This is a genomic window from Veillonella parvula (assembly GCF_945949885.1).
In the GTDB taxonomy this organism is placed as follows: Bacteria; Bacillota; Negativicutes; order Veillonellales; family Veillonellaceae; genus Veillonella; species Veillonella parvula_B.
Genome location: NZ_CAMFFZ010000010.1, coordinates 27,344 through 51,527 on the forward strand (window position 1 = coordinate 27,344; position 24,184 = coordinate 51,527).

The window sequence follows — 24,184 nt, forward strand, 5'->3', positions numbered from 1 at the left end:
TAATAATATATGTTTTCCTATAAATCAAGATATTGTGTAGCTGCGGCTATGGCTGCCATGGCTGCCCTTACAGGCCATGTAGAAGCTCGTGATATAGATTTACAATCAATTGGATATTTTCAGTTTTCTCCGTTGCCACCATCGTTGATGTCTCAAACGGATACATTGCTCCTATCGGATAGTCCTGAATATGTAGGACCTGTAGGAGGTACGTTAAGTGCAGGTACAATTAATGGCAATGGTCGTATCTATTTCTATCATGTAAATGAAATGGATCTACCTCACAAGATTGCTATCGTCTTAGAAAACCAAACGGCTTATCCAACTTCAGTACATGTCATGAGACAATTAAAATCTGTAGCTACACCTGACTATTTTGCAGCAGGTCGTGATTTGTCTCGGAAGGATTTGGAGCAGCCTCTTAATGAAAGCCCAGATGCAAGACCGTTATACTCTCTTAGCATCCCACCACAAGGGCGTCAATTAATCTTTAGTGACTTAGAAAATACACCGGTAAATCGAGATGCATTATTTACGGGTATCGTAGATATTAAAACAGAAGGGCCTATATTTGCGCGTGTTATGATGCTGCCTATGGGGATGGACCCCGTAGATGCGTCACATTGGGTGAAAAATCTTCCCATAGATGAAATACAATTGCGCGGTACCTATACTGGTGCTAAACGTAATATGGAGGTTGCTACACCATTCGACACCGCTTTAGGTGGTGCCTTTGTAGAAATTGGTAATGACCGAGAAGATACGTTTATCAATGGTGTAGACGAAATGCAAAATAAATCATTTGTTCGAGATCGTGGTAACTATGGTGTATCGTATACGCTAAAAATTCCTACAAAGGGGAATGAACCGTTTAGACTGTATTTTAATCCTCTTGGGGGACCTTATTCTGGTTCCTTTACAGTAAAAGCATTGCATCAACAAGGTGCTAGACGAGGACAGACAGATACACGGACTTACCACATTGGTGGTGAAGATGGTATTTCCGCATTAGGGGAAGGAACTATATTAGATAGTCGTCTATTAGGAAATTATAATGCGGGCGATTTATTAACATTAAATTTTATGCCAGCTGGTGCATCGAATTTGCCAATTCGTTTCTTGTTGATTCCTGAATCTCTTGCAAATCCACAAAAACATCAAACTATTGCTGTTAACGTGCCGAAAGATGTTAAAGATATCTTAGGGCACCCAACTCAAGGGAGCACACAAATACCTGTAGGCCCTGTAGGTGGCAAAGATGGAGATAAAGGGATAGTAGATACTAAAAAATCTACTATTGAAAGTCCAGCTAAACAGGCAGAAACAATTGCTCATGAAGAAACTAAAAAGTTAAGCGATAAAGCTGTAGCAGATGTAAAAAAAGAAGCGCAACTTAAAAAGGCAAAAGACGAGAAAGAAGTCTTAGCTCGTAAAAAAGCTGAAGAGGCTCGACTAGCTGCAGAAAAAGCTGAAATGTTGCGAAAGGCTGCAGAAGCCAAGCATGCTGAAATTGAGCGCAAGATGGCTGAAAAAGCCGAAGCAGAGCGTAAAGCAGAGGAAGCTCGCAAGGCGGAAGCGGCTCGTAAAGCTGAAATGGCACGTATCGAGGCAGCGAGAAAAGCGGAAGCGGATCGACTAGAGGCGGCTCGTAAAGCAGAAGAAGCTCGACTAGCAGCGGAAGCAAAACGTCTTGAAGAAGAACGTAGAATTGAAGCTGCTCGTATTGAGGCCGCACGCAAAGCGGAGGAAGAAAGAAAAGCGGCCGAAGCTAAGGCTCGCTTTGAAGCGCAACGAGCAGCAGAAAAAGCTGCTTTAGAGGCCAAAAAGGCCGAAGAGGAACGCTTGGCTGCTGAGGCTAGAGCTCGTTTAGAAGCACAACGTAAAGCTGAGCAGGAAGCATTGGAAGCAAGACGTGCCGAAGAAGCTCGTAAAGCAGCAGAAGCGAAAGCTGCTTTAGAAGCACAACGTGCTGCTGAGCAAGCCGCTCTTGAAGCGAAGCGCCAAGAAGACGCTCGTAGAGCGGCAGAGGCTAAGGCTGCTTTGGAAGCACAACAAATGGAAGTAGCAAGAAAAGCAGCAGAGGCTCGTCGTGCGGAGGAAGCGCGTAGAGCAGAAGAAGCTCGAATTGAAGCGGAACGTAAAGCTGAGGCCGCTCGCGTAGCAGCAGAAGCAAAACGAGCAGAGGAAGCACGCAAAGCTGAAGCAGCTAGAATTGAAGCAGCGCGTAAAGCTGAACAAGCTCGTTTAGCAGCAGCAGCACGTAGAGCAGAAGAAGCTCGGAAAGCAGAAGCAGCTAGACTTGAGGCACAACGTAAAGCTGAACAGGAACGTCTTGAAGCTGCGCGCCGTGCAGAAGAAGCTCGAATTGTTGCAGAGGCTAAACGTGCTGAAGAAGCGCGTAGAGCCGATGAAGCTCGCCGCATAGAAGAAGCAAGACGTGCCGAAGAGGTTCGGAAAGCAGAGGCGGCTCGTATAGTGGCGGAAGCTCGTAAGGCAGAGCAAGAGCGACTTGCTGCAGAACGAGCTGAAGCAGAACGTCAAGCCGCAGAGGCACGACGTATTGCTGAGGAACGATATAAAGCGCAACTAGAAGCAGAGCGTAAAGCTGAAGCTGCTCGTCAACAAGCGTTGGCTCAAGCTGAAATCGAGCGTAAAGCAAAAGAGCGTGCTGAAGCTATTCAACGTGTCCGAGATCAACAAGAGAGTGCTCGTCGTCGTGCAGAACTTGCACGTCAACAACTTGAAGCCGAACGTAAGGCTGCTCAAGCATCTAAGAGGACTCCTTCCTTCAGTGAACTTGATGATATTCATGGGGATACATCAAATGTAACTATTCCAAATGCTGTATCCATTGATGAGTTGACAAAACCTAGACCGACTGCATCTCAAAATACACGTCGTCGTGAGCAACGTCAACCTCAATTGTCGTCAAATCAGCAATATGTGCAGATAAATCCTGTAGCGAATGAGCCGCAACAAGATCAAATGCCATATACTCCACAAAATGAACAGCAAAATGATGAAGAAAACCCACCAAGATTATATCCATTAGGTTAAGCCCCTTAATTTCTAGAAAAGAAATTTTAGATTAAAGTTTAAGATATAGAAGTGGAGTAATAGCTGTTTAAATATAGAGAGGACAAGCAATTTTATATGCTTGTCCTCTTTTTAAAATCCATATGAATTTTGTGTTTTACATTGACTTTCAAAGGTGGATTCAGTACAATAAACAAAGAAATGCATATATGGTACGAGAGACCATTGCATAATACAATACCTTTTAATTTAGTCCAGAGAGGCTGAGAAAGGAATATAGTTGAAGTGCCCATAGGGGCTTCTTTGTGCAAACTATTTGACCTTTTGCCCTGGGCAAAAGGTCTTTTTTGTTACGTGAGTTAGGAGGAAATCATGGGACAAGTTAGCCTAAAAGGCAAAGATTTATTGGGTTTGCAAAATGTGTCACCTGAAGAAATCAAATTGATTTTAGATGTGGCAAAGAAAATGAAGAAAATCGTTCTTTCTGATGACAAGAAGGTTCCACTATTAAAGGGGAAATCCATTATCAACCTTTTTATGGAACCAAGTACTCGTACCCGTAGTTCCTTTGAGTTAGCCGGTAAATACTTAGGGGCTGACGTAATCAATCTTTCTCCTAGTGGATCTTCCATGGGTAAAGGTGAAAGTTTCCGCGATACATTATTAACTATGTCCTACATGGGTACAGATGCTATCGTAATGCGCCACAGCGCAGAAGGTGCACCTTTATACGCTACGAAAGCCGTAGAACCGATTATCATTAACGCAGGTGATGGCGCTCATGAGCATCCAACACAAGCATTACTAGACATGTATTCTATCTTAGAGAAAAAGGAATCTATTGAAGGATTAAAGGTGGTTATCCTTGGCGATATAATGCATAGTCGTGTAGCACGCTCCAACATTTATGGACTTACAAAAATGGGGGCTGATGTACATTTAGCTGGTCCTCGTACAATGGTATATCCAGAACTTGAAAAATTAGGTGTTACCGTACACCACGATATTCGTGAAGCAGTTGCTGATGCAGATGTGGTAAACGTACTTCGCATTCAATTAGAACGCATTCACTCTGCACTATATCCTACAAACAGAGAATATGCGCGTATCTTTGGTATCAATAGCGATGTATTGAAATTAGCTAAAGACGATGTAATGGTCATGCATCCAGGTCCAATGAACCGTGGTCTAGAAATCGCACCAGATGTTGCGTATTCTGATCAATCAGTAATTCAAGAACAAGTGCGTAATGGCGTAGCTATACGTATGGCTGTATTGTACTTAACTATTATCGGAGGTGACGGTAGTGAGCTTGCTTATTAAAAATGGTACGGTAGTAAATCCGGCGAAAAAACAAAACGAAGTAGCAGACATTCTCGTAAAAGATGGTAAAATTGCAGCCATCGGTCAAAACTTAAATGCTGAAGGTGCTGAGATATATGATGCAACAGGTCTTATTGTAGCACCAGGCCTTATCGATATTCACACACATTTGCGTGAGCCAGGTCAAGAAGCGAAAGAAGATTTCCATTCCGGTACACAAGCCGCTGCTGCAGGTGGTTTCACACGTGTTGTAACTATGGCTAATACAAATCCTGTGGTAGATAATGCTGCGCTCGTAAGAGGGTTGCAAAAGCAAGCCGAACTTACTGGTGTTGTTAAGGTAGAATTTATTGGTGCTGTATCAAAAGGTCTTGAAGGTAAGGAACTTGCTGAAATGGGGGATATGGCAGAAGCTGGTGTAGTAGCTTTCTCCGATGATGGCCACTATGTAGAAAATGCTGCATTTATGCGTCGTGCTTTAGAATACTCGTCCATGTTTAATAAGATGGTTATCGACCATGCAGAAGATATTACATTGACTAAAAATGGCCATATGCATGAAGGTATTGTTTCTTATGAATTAGGTGTTATTGGTCGTCCTGCAGTAGCTGAAGATTTGGCTGTTGCTCGTGATATCTTGTTATCTGAAATGACAGGTGGTCATATCCATATTGCTCACGTAAGTAGTAAAAATACTGTAGATATGGTGCGCCGTGCGAAGGCTAAAGGCCTTAATGTAACCTGTGAAGTTACAAGCCAACATTTGTCTTTCACAGATGAATACTTACGCGAATATAACCCAGCATTTAAAATAGCTCCTCCAATTCGCTCAGAAGATCATCGCCAAGCATTATTAGAAGGCTTGAAAGATGGCACAATCGATGCGATTATTACAGACCATGCACCACATGCATATGAAGAAAAAGACCATGAATTCTGCTGTGCACCAAATGGTTTCAGTGGCCTCGAAACATCTTTGGCAGCGGTTATTACAAATGCATATGGTCCTGATAAACTTAGCATTGATCAAGTTGTGTACTATATGAGTACTCGACCAGCTGAGTTGATGCACCTTGATGCAGGTGTTCTTGAAGTTGGTAAGCCAGCGGATATTACTGTATTCTCTACAACTGAAAAGTGGACAGTAGTTAGAAATAAATTTTATACAAAAGGTAAAGTTAGCCCGTTTGATGGTATGACTGTTACAGGTAAAGCTAAACTCACAGTAGTTGATGGCAAAATTGTTATGAAGGAGGGCGTAGTCTTATAATGAAAGGCAAGTTAGTTCTTGAAGATGGTTCCGTGTTTGAAGGTTCCTTATTAGGTGGCGCCCCAACGGTAGGCGAAGTTGTATTTAACACAGGTATGACTGGGTATCAAGAAATCTTGACTGACCCATCCTATGCGGATCAAATTATTACATTAACCTATCCTTTAATTGGTAATTATGGTACTTTAAATTCTATCACTCAAGGTCCTAAACCATATTGTAAAGGTTTTATTGTAGGTGAACTGTGTGACTTTCCATCTAACTGGCAAAATGAGGGGTTATTTAGTGAGTATCTTCGTTTGCACGGCATCCCTTGCCTTTATGATGTAGATACACGTGCGATTACACGTGTTCTTCGTAACCATGGTGTAATGAAGGGCGTGCTCGTACGCTCTGATTACCCTATGGAGGATATTCAAAAATTGTTTAAACAAGACTTGCCAACAGATCAAGTTATGCGTGTAACTACAAAATGGCAAGGTATGCGTGGCGATAAAAATGCTGAATTCCACGTAGCGGTAATGGATTATGGTGTAAAGGAAAATATCCTTCGCTCTCTAGAAGCTGCAGGCTGTCGTCTTACTGTATTTCCTGCAGATACTAAGGCTGAAGATGTGTTGGCAGCAAATCCAGATGGTATTTTTTTATCTAATGGCCCTGGAGACCCTCAAGATCTTGGCTATGCAGTAGAAGAAGTAAAGAAAATGTTTGGTAAGAAACCAATCTTTGGCATCTGTATGGGGCATCAAGTATTGGCACAAGCTTATGGTGGCACCACATTCAAATTGAAATTTGGTCACCGTGGTTCTAATCATCCTGTACAAGATTTACGTACTGGTCGGGTATATATTACATCTCAAAACCATGGTTATGCGGTAGATGATACTTCTTTGCCAGATTTCGTAGAAATTACACATCGTAGTGTAAATGATGGTACCGTAGAAGGTATGCGTCATAAAGAATTGCCAATCTTCTCCGTACAATACCATCCAGAAGCATCCCCAGGACCTACTGATAACCTATATTTATTTGACGAATTTGAAGACTTAATGAGAAAGGGAAAATAATATGACCTCAGAAGCAAAAAAAGTACTTGTAATTGGTTCTGGTCCAATTATTATCGGTCAAGCTGCAGAATTTGATTATGCTGGTACACAAGCATGCCGTTCCCTTCGAGAAGAGGGTTATAAAGTAGTATTAGTTAACTCCAACCCTGCTACTATTATGACTGATACAGATATTGCAGACCGCGTATATGTAGAACCGATTAGTCTTGAATTCGTAACAGAAGTTATAAAAAAAGAACGCCCTTGGGGCTTGTTGGCTACATTGGGTGGTCAAGTAGGTCTTAATATGGCGGTACAATTGTCTGAAGCTGGCGTATTAGAAGAATATGGTGTAAAACTTCTTGGTACAACTCTTGAAGCCATTAAACAAGCCGAAGACCGTGAACTCTTCAAAGAAGCGATGAAGGAAATCAACCAACCGGTTCCTGAATCCGATATCTTTAACGATCTTGAAGAAGCAGTAGCCTTTGCTAATCGTATTGGATATCCTATTATCATCCGTCCTGCATACACATTAGGCGGTACTGGTGGAGGTATTGCCCATAATGAAGATGAAATGTATGAAATCACACGTCGTGGTTTGAAACTTTCACCAATTCACCAAATTCTAGCAGAACGTTCCGTTGCAGGCTGGAAAGAGATTGAATACGAAGTAATGCGCGATAGTGCAGATAACTGCATCATCGTATGTAATATGGAAAATATTGATCCTGTTGGTGTGCATACTGGGGATTCTATCGTTGTGGCACCAAGCCAAACCTTGAACGATATTCAATACCAAATGCTGCGTACCGCATCTGTAGAGATTATCCGTTATTTAAAAATCGAAGGTGGTTGTAACGTACAATACGCTTTGAATCCAAATAGCAACGAATATATTGTTATCGAAGTAAACCCTCGCGTATCTCGTTCCTCTGCATTGGCATCTAAAGCAACTGGGTACCCAATTGCGAAGGTAGCAGCAAAAATTGCAGTAGGCATGACATTGGATCAAATTACAAATGCTGTAACCGGTGAAACTAAAGCATGCTTTGAACCGACTCTTGACTATGTAGTAACTAAGTTTCCACGCTGGCCTTTTGAAAAATTCAACTTGGCAGATCGTACCTTGGGCACACAAATGAAAGCCACTGGCGAAGTTATGGCCATCGACCGTTCTTTGGAAGGCTCCTTACTTAAAGCAATTCGTTCCTTGGAAATTGGTTTAGACCATATTGAGCTTAAGAAAATCGCTCATGAGTCTATGGAACAATTGATTGAACGGTTACATTTAGTAGATGATGAACGTATCTATGTTGTAGCAGAAGCACTTCGCAAGGGAATCAGTGTAGAAAAAATCCACTATATTACAAAAATTGATACATTCTTTATTGAAAAAATTAAAAACATTGTTATTGTGGAAAAAGCATTGGCTGAGCAAGGTTTAACAGAGGATGTATTGCGCAAAGCAAAACGTTATTCCTTCACTGATTCTGTTATCGCTCGTTATGCTAATACAACTGTAGAAGATGTTCGTGCAAAACGTAAAGAATGGAATATTCTTCCAACATATAAATACGTAGATACTTGCGCAGCTGAATTTGAATCTAAAACACCTTATTACTACAGTGCGTATGCACAAGAGGATGAGGTTCGTCCATTAGGCGATAAATCCGTAGTAGTACTTGGTTCCGGTCCAATTCGTATCGGTCAAGGCGTAGAGTTCGATTACTGTTCCGTACATTCCTCTTGGGCCCTTCGTAAAGCGGGTTACCAATCTATTATGATTAATAACAACCCAGAAACAGTGTCTACTGACTTTGATATTTCTGACTCTTTATACTTTGAGCCATTGACTGTGGACGATGTAATGGAAATCATCAATAAAGAACAGCCAGCGGGCGTCATTGCTCAATTTGGTGGTCAAACGGCTATCAATTTGGCAGGCCCATTGGCAGAACGTGGCGTCAAAATCCTCGGTACATCCGTAGATAGCATCGATATGGCGGAAGACCGTGAACGCTTTGATGAATTGTTGGCGAAACTTGGTATCCCTCGCCCAGTAGGTGCTCTGGTAACCTCTGATGAAGAAGCACAAGAAGCAGCTAAAAAGTTGAAATACCCATTAATCGTTCGCCCTTCTTATGTATTGGGCGGTCGTGCGATGGAAATCGTATACAACGATAAAGAGCTTGATGTATACATGAAGGAAGCCGTAGTAGCATCTAAGGAGCATCCTGTTCTTATCGACCGTTATATGGTTGGTATGGAGGTAGAGGTTGACGCTATTTCTGATGGTACCGATGTATGTATCCCTGGTATTATGGAACAAATCGAACGCGCCGGTGTTCACTCTGGTGACTCCATGGCCGTTTATCCAGCTCAACATTTGAGCCAAGAATTGATTGATCAAATCGTTGATTATACACGTCGTATTGCAGTAGGCCTTAATGTTAAAGGTGTACTTAATATTCAATATATCGTGGCTGATGGTGAACTTAACGTTATCGAAGTTAACCCTCGTTCTAGCCGTACTGTACCATTCATTTCTAAGGTTACAGGTATCAATATGGTAGAATGTGCAACACGCATTGCCCTTGGTGAAAGCTTAAAAGACTTAGGCTTACCACTTGGTCTTGTACCTAATAAACCATATGTAGCTGTAAAAGCACCTGTATTCTCCTTCTCTAAAATGGGTCTTGTAGAAATCGCTCTTGGACCTGAAATGAAATCTACTGGTGAGGTTATGGGGATTGGTCGCACATATTCTGAAGCTTTATTCAAAGCTATCAATGGTGCCAACATGCGTATCCCAGAGGATGGTACAATCCTTATGACTGTTGCAGACCGCGATAAAGAGGAGGCTAGTCAATTAGCAAAAGGCTTTATTGATTTGGGCTATCATATTGAAGCAACTGGTGGTACTGGTAAATACTTCAAAGAACATGGCGTTGACTGCAAGGTAGTTAACAAAATCTCTGAAGGTGATGATAACTGTGCTGACCACATTCGTCAAGACAAAGTCGATCTTGTACTTAATACATTGACTGCAGGGAAACGACCTGAACGCGAAGGATTCCAATTGCGTCGTCTTGCTGTAGAAATGGGTACACCATGCTTAACAAGTCTCGATACAGCACGGGAAGTATTGCGTGTTGTGGCGAATCGTAAAGATGATGCGAACTACACTGTAGAAGCATTACAAGATTTTGAATTGGAGTAAAACCATGAGTGGCTATGTAGAACAGGGCGAAGTCGTTCGCAATGAGCAAATAGGCTCTGATGTGTGGATTATGGATATTCACGCACCAAAACAGGCAGCAGAAGCAAAGGTAGGACAGTTTTGTAATGTTCGCGTAGCGGACTCTACGGCGCCATTATTGCGCCGCCCTATTAGCTATGCTGGATTTGATGCCCGAAAGGGTACGATTACCCTTTTGTATCGCGTCGTAGGCAAGGGGACTGAAATTATGACACGTCTCGTGCCTGGTGATACATTAGATTGTTTGGGACCTTTGGGCGAACCGTTTGTAACATCTAATAATATGCTTCTCGTTGGCGGTGGCGTTGGTATTGCACCGATGCTATGTATCGCCTCTCATTTGCAAAAAGGTGAAGAAGCACAAGTTATTCTTGGTTTTAGAAATGAAAGCGAAACCTTCTGGGCTGATTTATTTAAAGATAGGCCTGTTCAAGTCCACATCACTACTGATGATGGTAGCGTAGGTACAAAAGGTTTCCCTACAGCAATCATGCCTGACCTAATTAATGCTAATTCGTTTACTTCTGTTATGACTTGTGGTCCTATGCCTATGATGAAAGGCGTAGCACAAGTGGCTAAAGAACTCGATGTGCCATGCCAAGTATCTTTAGAAGAGCGCATGGGATGTGGTACGGGCGGTTGCTTAGGTTGCGCTTGTGATGGTGCCGGTGGCAAACGTTATAAAGTTTGTAAAGATGGTCCTGTATTCCCCGCTGAGGAGGTGTTCTTTTAATGAGTGAACGCGATTTAAATAACACCGTTACGCCTAATCCAAAGCTCGCCATCGATTACTGCGGGATTAAGATGAAAAATCCTATTATCGCTGCATCTGGTACCTTTGGTAATGGCCCTGAATATGCAGGTTACCTTGATCTAAGTAATGAAGTAGGTGCTATTTCTGTAAAAGGATTAACCCCTAAAGGTCGTCATGGTAATCCTAGCACTCGCATTGCAGAAACACCATCTGGCGTATTGAACTGCATTGGCCTTGAAAATCCTGGGGCTGAACATTTTGTTAGAGAAATTCTACCGGATCTTAAGAAATATGATGTACCATTGCTAGCGAATATGTCTGCTGGTACGGTAGAGGAATTTGCATGGATGGCAGAAACACTATCTGTAAATGGTATTGCAGGCCTTGAAGTTAATGTATCTTGCCCAAATGTTGCCTGTGAAGGCATGGCTTTTGGTATAGATCCAAAGGTAGTAGAACAGGTAACAAAAGCGGTTCGTAAAGTAACAGATAAGCCTGTTATTGTAAAACTTTCACCAAATGTTACGGATATTGTGGAAATCGCAAAAGCTGTTGAAGCAGGCGGTGGCAATGGGGTAAGTCTCATTAATACCTTGTTGGGCATGGCTATAGATATTCACCGTCGTAAACCTGTATTGGGGAATATTTATGGTGGATTATCTGGCCCAGCCATAAAGCCCGTGGCTCTTCGCATGGTTCATCAAGTTTATAAAGGGGTAACTATTCCTATTATTGGTCTTGGTGGTATCATGACTGGCACAGATGCTATCGAATTTATGATGGCAGGGGCGCAAGCTGTTCAAGTTGGTACAGCTACAATGGTAGATCCAACAGCAATTTCACGTATTGCCCGTGAAATGAGCGAATATGTAGAACAATATAATCTTAACAGCATCACTGATATTGTAGGTGCTGTTCATCAAGTATAACAGAGTCATATGTACGGCGAACTTAAACAACCATAAGATTTGTCGTTATATAGGATATGATACAAAAAGACCTAGCACATTCAGTACTAGGTCTTTTCTTATGTATTGAATTGGTGTATATAATTGCATAGGCACCAATTATATAGACTGTTAATATCATAGTATGGTAATAATATGTATAATTATGATTATACATATGCTTTGTAGAAGTCGATAAATTGCTGTGCTACTGGGGAAAGCGCATGGCCTTTAAGCGTGATAAAAGCTTTTTTGAAATCTCCCGAGAATTCTGGCAATTTAATGCGGGCCATTTTGCGATGATTGATAAGTTCCTTAGCGTCCATTGGGACTAAAGAAACTGTACGACCAGAAGAGGCCCATTCAATAGCTGAGCTTTTTGTTGTAGTTATAGCTACCGCATTAAGTTGCTCCATATCTGTTAAGCTAGATTGCATAATCATTCGGACAGAGCCACCAGAAAGGGATAGAGGACATTTTTTTATGTCTTCCCACGTGATGGTATCATGCTCACGATCTGTCCAGAATACATCACGGCGGAAAATAGCGTATAAATGCTCTTCTTGGGTAAGCAGGATATCGAATTTATCGATATCTACCATTTGAATATTGGCGATACCTAATTCGGCGCTACCGTTGATGAGTTGGGTCACTACATTTGTCATAAGTCCTTCATAAATTTCAAAATGGACAGATGGATATTTCATGGAAAAAGCTGGTAAATATTGCTGTACGATTGGCGTTGAACGAGATGCAGATGTCGCAATGCGTAAAGTACCTTCAATGCGTGAATTCAATTGTTGTACAGCATTATATGTAGATTCTTCAATAGAGCAGAGTTGTTGCGCTTTTTCGTAGAAGATTTTACCAGCATCTGTTAATTGCAAGTTTGATCCTCGTTGACCGCGTTTAATGTTGATTAATTGAGCCCCAAATTCAGCCTCTAAATATTTCAACTGCTTACTTAACGCTGGTTGTGTAATATGAAGAATCTCTGCGGCCTGTGTCATATTGCCCGTTTGAATAAGGGTAATAAAATTGTGGTAGTAAGATGTATCCATAGAATCTCCCTATTATACACATAATATGATAAATAAAAATTATAACGAACTAAGTAACGGTCATTTCACATTTAATAAAATGCTATATATACTAAATTCAACAAAGTAATAGAAAGTAAATTGAGTTTTAAATTATCTTTCTATACTTATCACAAATTTTGATATACAGCAAGAGTTAAGAAAGTAGGTACTACTATGGGCGTGGTAAAAAGAACCTTAAGTCAAGCAATTCGTAATTGGGAAGCACGTAGATTAATGACGGCTCGTAATAAAATTAGCCGGAAAAAACAATTAGAACGAGTATGGCCTTATCCTATGACTAAGGAAAAACGTCGTGAACTCGGTCAAGGCATAGCCGGTTTAGTTAATAACGGCAATTAAAAGTTTGGAATCTACTAACTAGATTATTTATCTAGTGGTAGTACCACCTCAATAGAATCTAATACAGTACAAGTAGCAGCTCCATGACTTATGTCTTGGAGCTCTTTTTGTATGTGCTCTACATCAGTAGGTGGTATTAGGATTGTTATGTCTACATATTCACCAAAGCTTGCTTCATAATGTAATTTTTCGTCCTGGACATATCTTTCTACTGCTCCATACAGCGAATAGTCAATCTTTGCTTGTAGTCGGGTTCGTGTTGTATGTAGTTCTTTAGGCGCAAGACGTAAGGTTTCCGCAACAGAGTGTGAATAGGCCCGAATCAAGCCACCAGCGCCCAATTTAATACCTCCAAAATAACGCGTTACGACGACGGCTACATTGGTAATGCCAGTCTTTTTGAGTACTTCTAGCATTGGTTTACCTGCTGTACCTGATGGTTCTCCATTATCGGAAGATCGTTGTTGTTCTTGTTGTGGTCCTAATGCATAGGCTGTGCAGTTATGACGTGCATCCCAGAATTCTTTATTGATGCGGCTTATAAAGGTTTGGGCTTCCTCTTCAGTCTTGCAAGGATATACAGTTGTTATAAACCGTGATTTTTCAACAACATATTCATGGCGAAATTCTTTCGCTACCGAAGTAAATTTTACCGTAGGGCTTATTGATTCAGACATATATTCACCTCCTTTGGAATCAAAGTTTATGTTTATTCATCATCACTTTATTATAATCTATTTATGAATGCTATGTATAGGTAAAAGAGGTTAATTCCCTTGTAAAAATGAAATAACCCTCTATATTTGGTAGGATATTGACGTAATGAGAATTTATGTTATTATTAAATATAGATATATGAGTAGTTACTCATGTAATATGTTCATATATTGAAGTTTTAGAGTATATTAAAACATTCTTAGTAAACCTGTTTATGACTATTTTATTTATAATATGGTATATATCATTTTTATAGACCGATGTTTAGATGTATATTTAAGTATATAGATACAAAATATAGTACGGATTTGTAATAATCTAGTAAGTTGTAAGATCAGATATATGTATCTACAGAGTAGAAAGGCTTGTGAATATGAGCGTAAAAAAACAAGAATTTGATATTACAGGTATGCACTGTGCAGCCTGTGTAAAACGCGTTGAAAACGTCGTTTCTAAAGTCGAGGGCGTAGAATCGGTTAAGGTCAACCTCTTAACTCGAAAGGGGAGCGTTGAATATAAAGATGGCGCTACTATAGATTCACAACAGATTATTGATGCCATTACGAATATTGGTTTTGGTGCTGTAGAAGCAGACGAAACAAAGCAAGAAATAGAAAAGGTTAACTTAAAACCTCATATTACACGCCTTATTATTGCCGCCTGTATGGCGGTACCGATGATGATTAATATGACGTTACATCGATTTGGTATTCAGGCATTGCCTGTATGGGTAGAGTTTGTTCTTGCTACTATTGCTCAGCTCGGTCCTGGTCTCATATTCTATAAGAGTGCTTGGAGCGCTGTAAAAAATGGAGCGCTTACGATGGATGTGCTCGTTGTAATGGGTACGACGGTAGCCTATTTATTCAGTATCTATAACTGGCAATTTCATCCTGAACTAGGCCCTCATGGAATTTACTTTGAAACCTCTGCATGGCTCATTACATTCATCCTTCTTGGTAAGCTGTTAGAAGAAATTGCAAAGGGTCGTACCTCTGAAGCACTTCAAAAATTGATTGCTTTACAACCTGCAACAGCTCATGTGTTGCGTGATGGAGAATTTGTGGACATCCCTACATCTAAGGTGGTAGCAGGCGATATTTTACAGGTTCGAGCAGGCGAAAAAATTCCAGTAGACGGTACGATTACTGATGGCTACTCCACCGTAGACGAGGCTATGCTGACCGGTGAAAGTTTACCGGTAGAAAAACAAGTTGGTTCTGAAGTTATTGGTGCTACTATAAACCTAAGTGGTGCTTTTACCATGGAAGCTAAGCGTATTGGTTCTGATACGATGTTGTCTCAAATCATCAAGGTTGTAGAAGAGGCACAAACATCCAAGGCTAGTATTCAACGCATTGCAGATATTGTGGCGCAATACTTTGTGCCTACAATAATCGGTCTTGCTATCGTGACGGGTCTCGTATGGTATTTCATCATGGGCGACTCCCTCAATGTGGCGCTCATTAATACAACAGCCGTACTTGTTATCGCTTGCCCTTGTGCTCTTGGCCTTGCCACACCAACATCTATCATGGTTGGCTCTGGTCTGGGTGCAGAACATGGTGTACTTATCAAGAGTGCCGAATATCTTGAAAAAGCAGGTAAATTAGATGCTGTTGTTATGGATAAAACAGGCACCCTCACACAAGGTGTGCTAGATGTGACGGCTTTCAAAAATTATAGTGGCGATGAAAGTAAAAATATGTCCATTATGATGGCCCTTGAGAGTGGCACATCTCATCCAATTGCAAAGGCTATGGTCTACTACGGTGAAGATCAGGGATATAAAGGTAAGGATATTGAACTAGAAAGTTTTGATGATGTACCTGGTAAAGGCCTACAAGGAGCATATCAAGGCGTATCTGTACAACTTGGTCACAGCCGTTGGATGAACGAACTAGGTTATGATTTAACTGCGGTTCAAGAAGATATTTTACGCTTTGAAGAACAAGGTGCTTCCGTATCTGTTCTCGCTGTAGATGGTGTCATCAGTGCATTGTGGGCCGTAGAGGACGAATTACGTCCAGAAACCATCGAGGTTGTTAAAGAATTACAAGCTCAAGGTATCGACGTGTGGATGCTCACTGGTGATAATTGCCGTACGGCTCAATATATTGCTAAGCAAGCAGGTATTACTCATGTTATAGCTGAAGTATTGCCTCAAGACAAGGCTAGTAAGGTAAAAGAATTACAAGATAAAGGTCTTGTAGTGGGGATGGTTGGTGACGGTATCAATGATGCTCCTGCTCTCGTTACGGCAGATATTGGTTTTGCTATTGGCAGTGGTACAGATATTGCGGTAGAGGCGGCGGATATCGTTCTCGTACGAAATGACTTGCATACCTTGGTACAAGCAGTACGACTCAGCCGTAAGACAATGACCAATATTAAACAAAACCTATTCTGGGCATTGATCTTTAACTGTATCGGTATTCCGTTAGCCGCAATAGGTGCATTAAATCCAATGATTGCGGGTACAGCGATGGCATTTAGCTCTGTAACAGTCGTAGGTAACTCGCTTCGTTTGAAACGAGCAAAAATCTAATTGATATATGATATAAAATAAAAACAGCATCTATACAATTGTATAGGTGCTGTTTTTAACTTGTCCATTCTGTTGCAAATATTTTAATTCCTATAAACTCGGTATTTTTATAGTACACATCATCTGCTATACTGAGTATAGTTATTTGTTTAGTAAGAGAGGATTTTGGCTATGAAATTAAAGACTCGTGATATAGTATATATTGGCTTTATTGCCGCTTTGTGTGCAGTAGCAACAACAATTCGCATTGAAATACCTGGTGGAGCCATGGTGCATCTTGGTTCAGCGGCTCTCTTTACGACATCAATTCTATTTGGTGGTTTATATAGTGGTTTAGGCGCGGCAATCGGCTCTGCACTTTTTGATCTCTTTGGTGGTCATACACAATACATCGTGTTTTCTTTCTTTATTAAAGGGATTGCAGGCCTTATTGTAGGTGGTTTGACTGCAGGTTATTTGCCACCATCTATTAATAAACCTACTGCATCCTTTGGTCGAATCTTGGTAGCTCTTATTATCGGTGCTATTTGGACAGCTTTTGGCTACTTCCTTGCATGGTGGTTTGTTCTTGAAAGTGCGGTCGTAGCAGCTAGCAAAATTCAATACTCCTTGATTACAAGTGCCGCAGGTATTGTGGTGGCTATTGTATTGACTCCTAAATTGCAAACTGTGGTGCGTAGGCTTTTTACAAAAAATTAAATGGGAATATCCATGCTAAAATAGAAGAATTTAGATATAACTTAATCCTTGTTTTTTATAATCTAAGAGTAATGAAAAGTAGTTATTCAGGAAGTTTAGGAATAAATCTATTTAAACGTGTCTGTGTAATTAGACTATAAAATTTAGTATTAATATTAGAGATGAAAAAGTGAATTTTGACTTTTTTATAAACTCATGTTACGCTCGTTTTGGGAAAGGGATATTAGTGATAATTATATTTTTCTTTGGGGAGTGGGATTGTGTTGAAATGGCGCAGAAAGAAATGGCTTACTAGAATACGTATTGATAAAAAGAATTTCAAAAAGAAAAAACACAATAAAAAAACACATAGGATTAGAGTTTTAAAACGGATACAAAAAGATGAGGTTGTTGTTCCAAATAATTTTTCTCTTCTTGAAAATACCGAAAATACTTTAAAGTGTTTAAATCAATTAATTGATTATGTACATAAACGAAAGTTGGCTATTAAAGTTGATTCCTCTAAAGTTGATGCTGTTGATCCGGCAGCTTTAATGTATTTGATTTCTATTTTAAAGGATGCTAATCATAAGAATGTGATTATACGAGGGAATTATCCTAGGAATAAAGACACAAGGAGCTTATTTATTAAGTATGGTTTTAGTAAATTTGTAACAAATCAGAAGGTTATAAAATCTGTTCAATTATATGATGAAGATACATTGCAAATTGAAGAAGGAAAAGATATTTCAACAGAGACAGCAAAATCAGTTTTAGACTTTGCTGAGCGACATCAATGTTTCAAATATGATAAGGGTAATTTAAGTAAGAAGCTATATGCTTCCTTGATTGAAATGATGGGAAATGTAAGGCAGCATGCTTATACATGTACTTCTGGACATTGGTTAGTTGCATGTGAGTTCAAAAAGGGATTTTTAGAATTTGTTTTATTTGATAAGGGGGTGGGAATACCTACAACCGTACAGAAAAAAATTATTAAAGATACCATTAAGCACTTCACTAAGCAAAAAGAATCATATATTTTAAAGAGTACCTTAGAAGGCTCTTTTAGAACTCAGACAAAAAAAAATAATAGAGGAAAAGGGCTACCACAAATATTAGAGTTCTTAAAGTCTAATAGAATAGAGACTGCTCGATTGATTTCTGGTTTTGGCTATTGTGAGATAAATCATGATGGTGTTAGAATAAATGTAGATTTAAAAAATAAATTACATGGAACGTTATTTTCATGGAAGATAAAAGGAGAAGATATAGGTGACTCTGATTAATCTATCGATTGCAAGAGACTTTTCGATTACACCAGGAGGTAGAAAAGCATCAGAAGGAAAGTATTCTGGTGAAGAATTTAGAAAAAATTTTTTAGAACCCAAAATTAAAGCTGCAATGCAAAGCAGAAGTGTTGTAAATTGTGATTTAGATGGGTGTTTAGGGTATCCATCTTCTTTTCTAGATGAAAGTTTTGGTGTGTTAGGGAGAGAGCTAAAAGCTAAAAAAATTGATATTTTTGATTATTTGAATTTAAAATGTGAAGATGAACCATCATTAATTAGTGAAATTACTAAATATATTCAAGGTGTATAGTGGAGATATGAGAATAGAGGCGAAATGCTTTTGACTTTTTTTATTGGTGTGTGTGTATGTGGTGCTATTATAGCAGCACAATGTTTACCTAAAGAACATTATTTTTATATACCCTTTAAAGATCTTTTGTCCATTGTGGTTGTTGTTTGGTTAGCAATTATTTATGGAAAAGCTAATAGTGAAAAAGAGTGTAAACGTCGTATTGTAGAACGCTTTATTGGGGAAATATTAACTATCATTGAGACAAAAGATTTATCAAAAATTAATAATCAAGAAAAATACTATGAAGTAACTCATTATCAAAGAACTATTAAAAATTTGTTTTCACTTTTAAGGAAGCATGAAAAAGCTTTTGAATATACTGAATCATTAGATTATTGTACTAGTGAATTTTCAAAGTTTTGGGAGGATGTTAGTGAAAATAATCATAATTATAATGTTTTATCTAATCATGAATGTGAATATAGAAGTAATCTGAGTAATGTTACTTATAAATTAAAAGTAATTTTGAGTGATTTATATAAATAGATATTAGTATAATAGCAATTGATTCAAATTTATTAAGAGTTACAATTTTGAGGTTGAAATATTATACTTTATATTAATTTTTTGCTTATATTTGTCCTATAAAAGGTATATTAGATAATGTTAAAGGGCGCTCATTAGCATATATATTAGCTAATGAGCGCCCTTTTATTTTTCAGCTTGTATCAATTGTTTATTGATTTTGTTTATTGCATTAAAAGTTATAAAGGTCATTTAGGTTTTCGGCCATGGTAGGGTGTGTGAAGATTTGATTTTTGAAATATGTATATGGAATGTTATTATCCATAGCCATTTTTATTAAGTTAATCAATTCTTCTGCGCCTTGAGAATAGAGTGTAGCGCCCAGGATTAAGTCGTTATCCGCATCCACAACAATTTTAAAGGCGCCTTTTAAATAGTCGTTTACATGTGCTCTAGGCATGGTAGATACGAGCATTTCTTTCGTTTTAACCGTATATCCTTGGTTGATTGCATCTTCTTCTGTAAGACCTACACGAGAAAGTGGAGGTGTTAAGAAAGTAGTATAAGGAATATTTTTAGGATCTTTTAAGGTATATTGGTTGTTACCTGTAAGTGCGCCAAATACGATACGGAAGTCATCAAGCGATACATATGTGAATTGCGGTCCACCGTTTACATCACCGACTGCGTATACACCAGGGACGGAGCTTTCACAAGTATCATTAACTACAATAGCACCGCGTTCGTTAGTAGTGATGTCCGTATGTTCTAAACCGATATTAGCTGTATTGGCTTTTCGACCTGTAGCGTATAGAACAGCATCAAAAGTATACTTTTGATTATTAGCGATGATAACTGGTTTGTCGCCATCATTGGATACAGAGTCTAATGTCACATTATTAAGAATAGTAAGACCTTGCTCAGTTAAGTACTCTGTAGCTAGTTCTTGAACGATAGGTTCTTCGCGTTTTAAGATGCTAGATTCGATGTTGAATACAGTTACCTTAGCACCAAGTTTTGCATATAGACTTGCAAATTCAAGACCGATAGGACCAGTGCCGATAACGCCTAATGTACTTGGTTGAGTAGGTAATTGTTGAATCTCGGTACTATTATAGAAACCAGTAGCTGTATCGATGCCAGAAATATTAGGTTTAATCGCTATAGCACCGGTGTTAATAACGATAGTGTCAGCAGATAATACAATCTTATCCTCGCCAGCGGTAACGGCGATTTCTTTATTGCTAATGAATGCTCCATGCCCGGTATAGACATCGACATGTTCATTTGTATTTAACATACCGAAGTTTTTATTACGTAAGCGAGATGTAACAACCTCGCGTTGATTTAATACTTGATCGTATGATAAGCCTTTTGATGCGGCATGATCATCGTCTTAGTAGGGATACATGCGATATTAATACATGTACCACCGTACATCAGTGGATTTTCTTCAATCATGGCTACGGATTTGCCTATAGAGCCAAATTTTGCGGCTAAGGTTTTGCCGACGACCTTGCCAAAACCTAAGACAATAATGTCATATTGTTTGGTATTCATACAATACCTCCTATCTTTTATATTGAAAATATTAGATATCGATATTATAGCACATTGTAATAGATATAAAAGTAGAAAATAGAAATTCTGTGTTTCTTCCGTACTACAGCAATTAATTAAGTGTGTTAAGTATTTCTACTTGACACATCTTTTTATATGCTGTAGTATATGTAAAGTAATATGACTTGACAGTGATGGAGGTGGAGAAATGGAAGAACGAGTACTCATAAGTTTGCTCTTAGATTTCTATGGACCATTATTGACGGACAAGCAACGCATGTCCTTACAACTTCACCACGAAGATGATATGTCTCTTGGCGAGATTGCTGAGGAGTTAGGTGTATCACGACAGGCTGTACACGATAACTTACAGCGTGCTCGACACATTTTAAATGATTACGAATCTAAATTGCACTTGGTGGCACAATATGAACAACGGGAAGGCTTGCTTTCACAGTTGAAAGCAACCTTGCCTAAAGAGGTATTGGCCGAGACTAAGGTGCAACAAGTATTGGCGCAAATGGAGGGATATTATGGCATTTGATAGCTTGTCAGAAAAACTGCAAGAAGCCTTTCAATCCTTAAAGGGAAAGGGCAAAATTACTGAAGATGATGTCAATCTTGCGTTGCGTCAGGTACGTACGGCTCTATTAGAAGCAGACGTTAACTTTATGGTAGCGAAGGACTTTGTTAAGTCCATTAAGGAAAAGGCCCTCGGTGAAGAGGTATTCGGTTCCTTGAACCCTGCTCAAACGGTTATTAAAATCGTAAATGATGAATTAACAGCTCTCTTAGGTGGTACGCAAAGTCGTATCATGATTTCCAGCAAGCCTCCAACTATTATCATGCTCGTTGGTTTGCAAGGTGCTGGTAAAACTACAACTGCTGGTAAACTAGCTGTATACCTACGTAAACAAGGTAAGCGTCCGATGCTCGTAGCTGCCGACGTATATCGCCCAGCTGCGATTACTCAGTTGCAAGTAGTAGGTAAGCAAATTGATATTCCAGTATTTGCAGATGAAACACCTAGTGCGAATCCAGTAGATATTGCGCGTCGCGCCGTAGAGCAAAGCACACATATGCTGAAAGATGTTGTTATCATCGATACCGCAGGTCGTTTGGCTATAGATGCAGTCCTTATGGATGAGTTGTCCAACATTAAAGCTGCTGTTCGACCTCATGAAATTTTACTCGTTGTAGATTCCATGATTGGTCAAGATGCGGTAACAACAGCGCAAACATTTAATGAGAAATTAGGTGTTGATGGTGTTATTCTTACTAAACTCGATGGTGATGCACGTGGTGGTGCCGCACTGTCTATCAAAGCTGTAACAGGCTTGCCAATTAAGTTCACTGGAGTGAGCGAAAAAATGGATGGTTTTGATGTATTCTATCCAGACCGCATGGCTTCTCGTATCCTAGATTTGGGCGACTTTAAAACATTGATTGAAAATGTTCAAGGTGCCATCGATGAAGAAGAAGCTCGTGAAATGGCTAAGAAAATGGCAAAAAACAATTTCACCTTGGATGACTTCTTAAAACAGATGAATCAGGTGAGAAAGTTAGGGCCATTACAAAATATTATTGGCATGTTGCCAGGCATGGGGCAAATTAAGGATCAATTAAAGGACCTTGATTTGAATAGTAAAGAGGTGCGTCGTATTGAGGCTATCATTACATCCATGACGGCGGCAGAGCGAGAAAACCCAAGTATTCTTAATGGTTCTCGCCGCAAGCGTATTGCTTTAGGTTCTGGTACACAGGTTCAAGATGTAAATCGCTTGTTGAAACAATTTGAAGAAGCGCGGAAGATGATGAAGCGCATGCAAGGTTTACGTGGCGGTAAGGGCGGCTTCCCTGGAATGCCTAAATTACCGTTTATGTAATACATGGGCAGGGGCGCTGAACTTGTCCATTTACATCAGTATAAGGAGGTGAATTTCACAATGTTAAAAATTCGTTTGACTCGTTTAGGTGCTAAAAAAGCTCCTTTCTACCGTATCGTAGTTGCTGACGCACGTGCTCCACGTGAAGGTCGTCCTGTTGACACAATTGGTCAATATGATGCTACTAAACAACCAGCTATCGTTAATGTAGACGAAGAAAAAGCTTTGGCTTGGTTAGCTAAAGGTGCTCAGCCTACTGACACTGTTCGCTCCTTGTTCAAAAAACAAGGCGTTATGCAAAAATTTGCAGACGCTAAAAAGTAATTAATAGAGAGGCATACTGTGATGATAGAATTAATTTCATTAATTGCGAAATCATTAGTGAAGCAGCCTGATGCCGTTTCTGTTACCATGGTCCAAAAGGGAAATGTTGAAGTTTACGAACTTCATGTAGCCCCAGAGGATATGGGCAAAGTCATCGGAAAGCAAGGTAGAATTGCAAAAGCGATTCGATCTGTGGTGAAAGCGGCGGCTATTAAAGAGAACAAAAAGATATCTGTTGATATTGTCTAAAAGGGAGTATTCCGATGGAAGAAATGACATTACGTGTCCCTGTAGCAGTAAAAGCAAAAGTAACAGACGACTTGAAAGCAAAAATTATATCCGATCTTGAAACTCGCCTTGATATGGTAAATAAAGATTTGGAAGCAATTGAGTTTCAAGCCCAACGTATTTTGGCTGATGCAGCTAAAGTTGATGCTACAAGTCTTACTGCTATTCGTCAACAAATCGACGAAGAAAAAAATAAACGCTTGGCTTTCAAAGAAGAAGTAACAGCTAAATTGAAGGATGCTAAGGAGTTGTCTTTAGGAACTGAAATTCCTCAAGGTACATTAGAGCAAACAGTTACCGTTAAAATCGGGGATAATTTGGATGCCTTGATGGGCGCTGAAATCCTATTAGAAGACGGTAAGATCGTTGCGTTTCGTCAATAATGAAGCATAACGATTTCATCACAATAGGTGTTATCATCGCCCCGCACGGTGTGCGGGGTGATCTTCGTATTATGCCTCAAACTGATTTTCCAGAACGGTTTATGCATATGGATGCCTGTTACATCGATGGTAAAGAATACCACGTTGCATCCGCACGATTTCACAAGCAATTTGTTTTAGCATCTTTTAAGGAAATTCCTGATCGCAATACGGCTGAACTATTCAGTAAGAAAGAAATTCAAGTGCGTCGTGAAGATTTAGTGGAATTGCCAGAAGGTCGTTACTATATTTTTGATATCATTGGTCTTGAGGTACAAGATACTATGGGTAACGTGCTTGGCACAGTTACTGATGTATTACAACCAGGTGCTAATGATGTCTATGTGGTTTCCAAAGATGGGGAACCAGATCAATTATTTGCAGCCATTGAAGAGGTCGTTAAAGACATCAATGTGAAAAATAAATTGATGATCGTAGATCCGCCTGAATGGATATAATCATTTGGGCGGTTTTGTTTTATCTACATATAGGTATATTATCGTAAAAGTTATATAATATAGCTATATATAGATAATACTAATGAGTTAATGTGAGTTAATAAGTACAGGGGA

At 39.5% G+C, this 24,184-nt stretch carries 21 protein-coding genes and 1 pseudogene; 19 read left to right on the forward strand and 3 right to left on the reverse strand.

Annotated elements, in window-relative coordinates; all coding sequences use genetic code 11:
• Window positions 1–9: 9 nt before the first annotated feature.
• The 7 genes from Q7O55_RS04515 to Q7O55_RS04545 all read left to right on the forward strand — a co-directional run bounded on the left by Q7O55_RS04515 (window position 10) and on the right by Q7O55_RS04545 (window position 11,620).
• Window positions 10–3,057, forward strand: a complete 3,048-nt coding sequence (locus Q7O55_RS04515; RefSeq protein WP_303928767.1) for an ATPase — start codon at window positions 10–12, stop codon at window positions 3,055–3,057.
• Window positions 3,058–3,408: 351 nt separating this feature from the next.
• Window positions 3,409–4,359, forward strand: coding sequence for an aspartate carbamoyltransferase catalytic subunit (locus tag Q7O55_RS04520; RefSeq protein WP_303928769.1), 951 nt, complete (start codon window positions 3,409–3,411; stop codon window positions 4,357–4,359).
• Window positions 4,343–5,629 (forward strand): dihydroorotase, encoded by a 1,287-nt coding sequence (locus Q7O55_RS04525; protein WP_303928771.1) that lies wholly within the window; start codon window positions 4,343–4,345, stop codon window positions 5,627–5,629. Before Q7O55_RS04520 ends, Q7O55_RS04525 begins: the two co-directional genes overlap by 17 nt.
• A complete protein-coding gene (gene carA / locus Q7O55_RS04530; RefSeq protein WP_303928773.1) occupies window positions 5,629–6,696 on the forward strand; it encodes a glutamine-hydrolyzing carbamoyl-phosphate synthase small subunit in 1,068 nt (355 codons plus the stop codon). The genes Q7O55_RS04525 and carA overlap by 1 nt, the downstream gene beginning before the upstream one ends.
• A gap of 1 nt (window position 6,697) precedes the next feature.
• Window positions 6,698–9,898 (forward strand): carbamoyl-phosphate synthase large subunit, encoded by a 3,201-nt coding sequence (carB, locus tag Q7O55_RS04535; protein ID WP_303928775.1) that lies wholly within the window; start codon window positions 6,698–6,700, stop codon window positions 9,896–9,898.
• Between the two features lie 4 nt (window positions 9,899–9,902).
• Window positions 9,903–10,670, forward strand: coding sequence for a dihydroorotate dehydrogenase electron transfer subunit (locus Q7O55_RS04540; RefSeq protein ID WP_303928777.1), 768 nt, complete (start codon window positions 9,903–9,905; stop codon window positions 10,668–10,670).
• A complete protein-coding gene (locus Q7O55_RS04545) occupies window positions 10,670–11,620 on the forward strand; it encodes a dihydroorotate dehydrogenase (protein WP_303928778.1) in 951 nt (316 codons plus the stop codon). The genes Q7O55_RS04540 and Q7O55_RS04545 overlap by 1 nt, the downstream gene beginning before the upstream one ends.
• Before the next feature lie 188 nt (window positions 11,621–11,808).
• Here the strand turns inward: Q7O55_RS04545 and Q7O55_RS04550 are convergent, their stop codons facing one another.
• Entirely contained in the window at window positions 11,809–12,699 is an 891-nt protein-coding gene (locus tag Q7O55_RS04550) for a LysR family transcriptional regulator (RefSeq protein ID WP_303928779.1), read from the reverse strand.
• Between the two features lie 195 nt (window positions 12,700–12,894).
• On the opposite strand from Q7O55_RS04550, the gene Q7O55_RS04555 reads away from it, so the two are divergent.
• On the forward strand, window positions 12,895–13,080 hold the full coding sequence (locus Q7O55_RS04555) for a hypothetical protein (RefSeq protein ID WP_303928781.1): 186 nt from the start codon (window positions 12,895–12,897) through the stop codon (window positions 13,078–13,080).
• A 23-nt stretch (window positions 13,081–13,103) separates the two neighbouring features.
• On the opposite strand, the gene Q7O55_RS04560 is transcribed toward Q7O55_RS04555, so the two are convergent.
• The gene (locus Q7O55_RS04560) at window positions 13,104–13,757 is read right to left on the reverse strand and encodes a YigZ family protein (RefSeq protein WP_303928783.1); all 654 of its coding nucleotides are present in this window, start codon (window positions 13,755–13,757) and stop codon (window positions 13,104–13,106) included.
• Between the two features lie 413 nt (window positions 13,758–14,170).
• Here Q7O55_RS04560 and Q7O55_RS04565 point away from each other — a divergent pair, with 413 nt between their 5' ends.
• From Q7O55_RS04565 to Q7O55_RS04585, 5 genes are all read left to right on the forward strand, one after another.
• Entirely contained in the window at window positions 14,171–16,345 is a 2,175-nt protein-coding gene (locus Q7O55_RS04565) for a cation-translocating P-type ATPase (protein WP_303928785.1), read from the forward strand.
• Window positions 16,346–16,516: 171 nt separating this feature from the next.
• Window positions 16,517–17,044 (forward strand): ECF transporter S component, encoded by a 528-nt coding sequence (locus Q7O55_RS04570; protein ID WP_303928786.1) that lies wholly within the window; start codon window positions 16,517–16,519, stop codon window positions 17,042–17,044.
• 260 nt (window positions 17,045–17,304) lie between these two features.
• Window positions 17,305–18,312, forward strand: a complete 1,008-nt coding sequence (locus Q7O55_RS04575; RefSeq protein ID WP_303928788.1) for a hypothetical protein — start codon at window positions 17,305–17,307, stop codon at window positions 18,310–18,312.
• Window positions 18,299–18,625 (forward strand): STAS-like domain-containing protein, encoded by a 327-nt coding sequence (locus tag Q7O55_RS04580; protein ID WP_303928789.1) that lies wholly within the window; start codon window positions 18,299–18,301, stop codon window positions 18,623–18,625. Before Q7O55_RS04575 ends, Q7O55_RS04580 begins: the two co-directional genes overlap by 14 nt.
• Window positions 18,626–18,649: 24 nt before the next feature.
• Entirely contained in the window at window positions 18,650–19,153 is a 504-nt protein-coding gene (locus Q7O55_RS04585) for a hypothetical protein (RefSeq protein ID WP_303928790.1), read from the forward strand.
• A 211-nt stretch (window positions 19,154–19,364) separates the two neighbouring features.
• On the opposite strand, the pseudogene Q7O55_RS04590 reads toward Q7O55_RS04585, so the two are convergent.
• Window positions 19,365–20,692, reverse strand: a pseudogene (locus Q7O55_RS04590) (FAD-containing oxidoreductase).
• 208 nt (window positions 20,693–20,900) lie between these two features.
• Here Q7O55_RS04590 and ylxM point away from each other — a divergent pair.
• Genes ylxM through rimM form a run of 6 tightly spaced genes read left to right on the forward strand, consistent with a single transcriptional unit; the run spans window position 20,901 to window position 24,070 of the window.
• Entirely contained in the window at window positions 20,901–21,236 is a 336-nt protein-coding gene (ylxM, locus tag Q7O55_RS04595) for a YlxM family DNA-binding protein (protein ID WP_004695559.1), read from the forward strand.
• Window positions 21,226–22,578 carry a signal recognition particle protein gene (gene ffh / locus Q7O55_RS04600; protein ID WP_303928791.1) on the forward strand — a complete coding sequence of 451 codons (1,353 nt, stop codon included), beginning with the start codon at window positions 21,226–21,228 and terminating at the stop codon, window positions 22,576–22,578. The genes ylxM and ffh overlap by 11 nt, the downstream gene beginning before the upstream one ends.
• 60 nt (window positions 22,579–22,638) lie before the next feature.
• The gene (gene rpsP, locus Q7O55_RS04605) at window positions 22,639–22,902 is read left to right on the forward strand and encodes a 30S ribosomal protein S16 (protein WP_004695565.1); all 264 of its coding nucleotides are present in this window, start codon (window positions 22,639–22,641) and stop codon (window positions 22,900–22,902) included.
• Between the two features lie 21 nt (window positions 22,903–22,923).
• Entirely contained in the window at window positions 22,924–23,151 is a 228-nt protein-coding gene (locus Q7O55_RS04610; protein WP_004695567.1) for a KH domain-containing protein, read from the forward strand.
• Window positions 23,152–23,165: 14 nt separating this feature from the next.
• A complete protein-coding gene (locus tag Q7O55_RS04615) occupies window positions 23,166–23,573 on the forward strand; it encodes a YlqD family protein (RefSeq protein WP_303928793.1) in 408 nt (135 codons plus the stop codon).
• Window positions 23,573–24,070: a ribosome maturation factor RimM gene (gene rimM / locus Q7O55_RS04620; RefSeq protein WP_303928795.1), complete on the forward strand. Its 498-nt coding sequence runs from the start codon at window positions 23,573–23,575 to the stop codon at window positions 24,068–24,070. The genes Q7O55_RS04615 and rimM overlap by 1 nt, the downstream gene beginning before the upstream one ends.
• The last annotated feature ends 114 nt before the right edge of the window (window positions 24,071–24,184 follow it).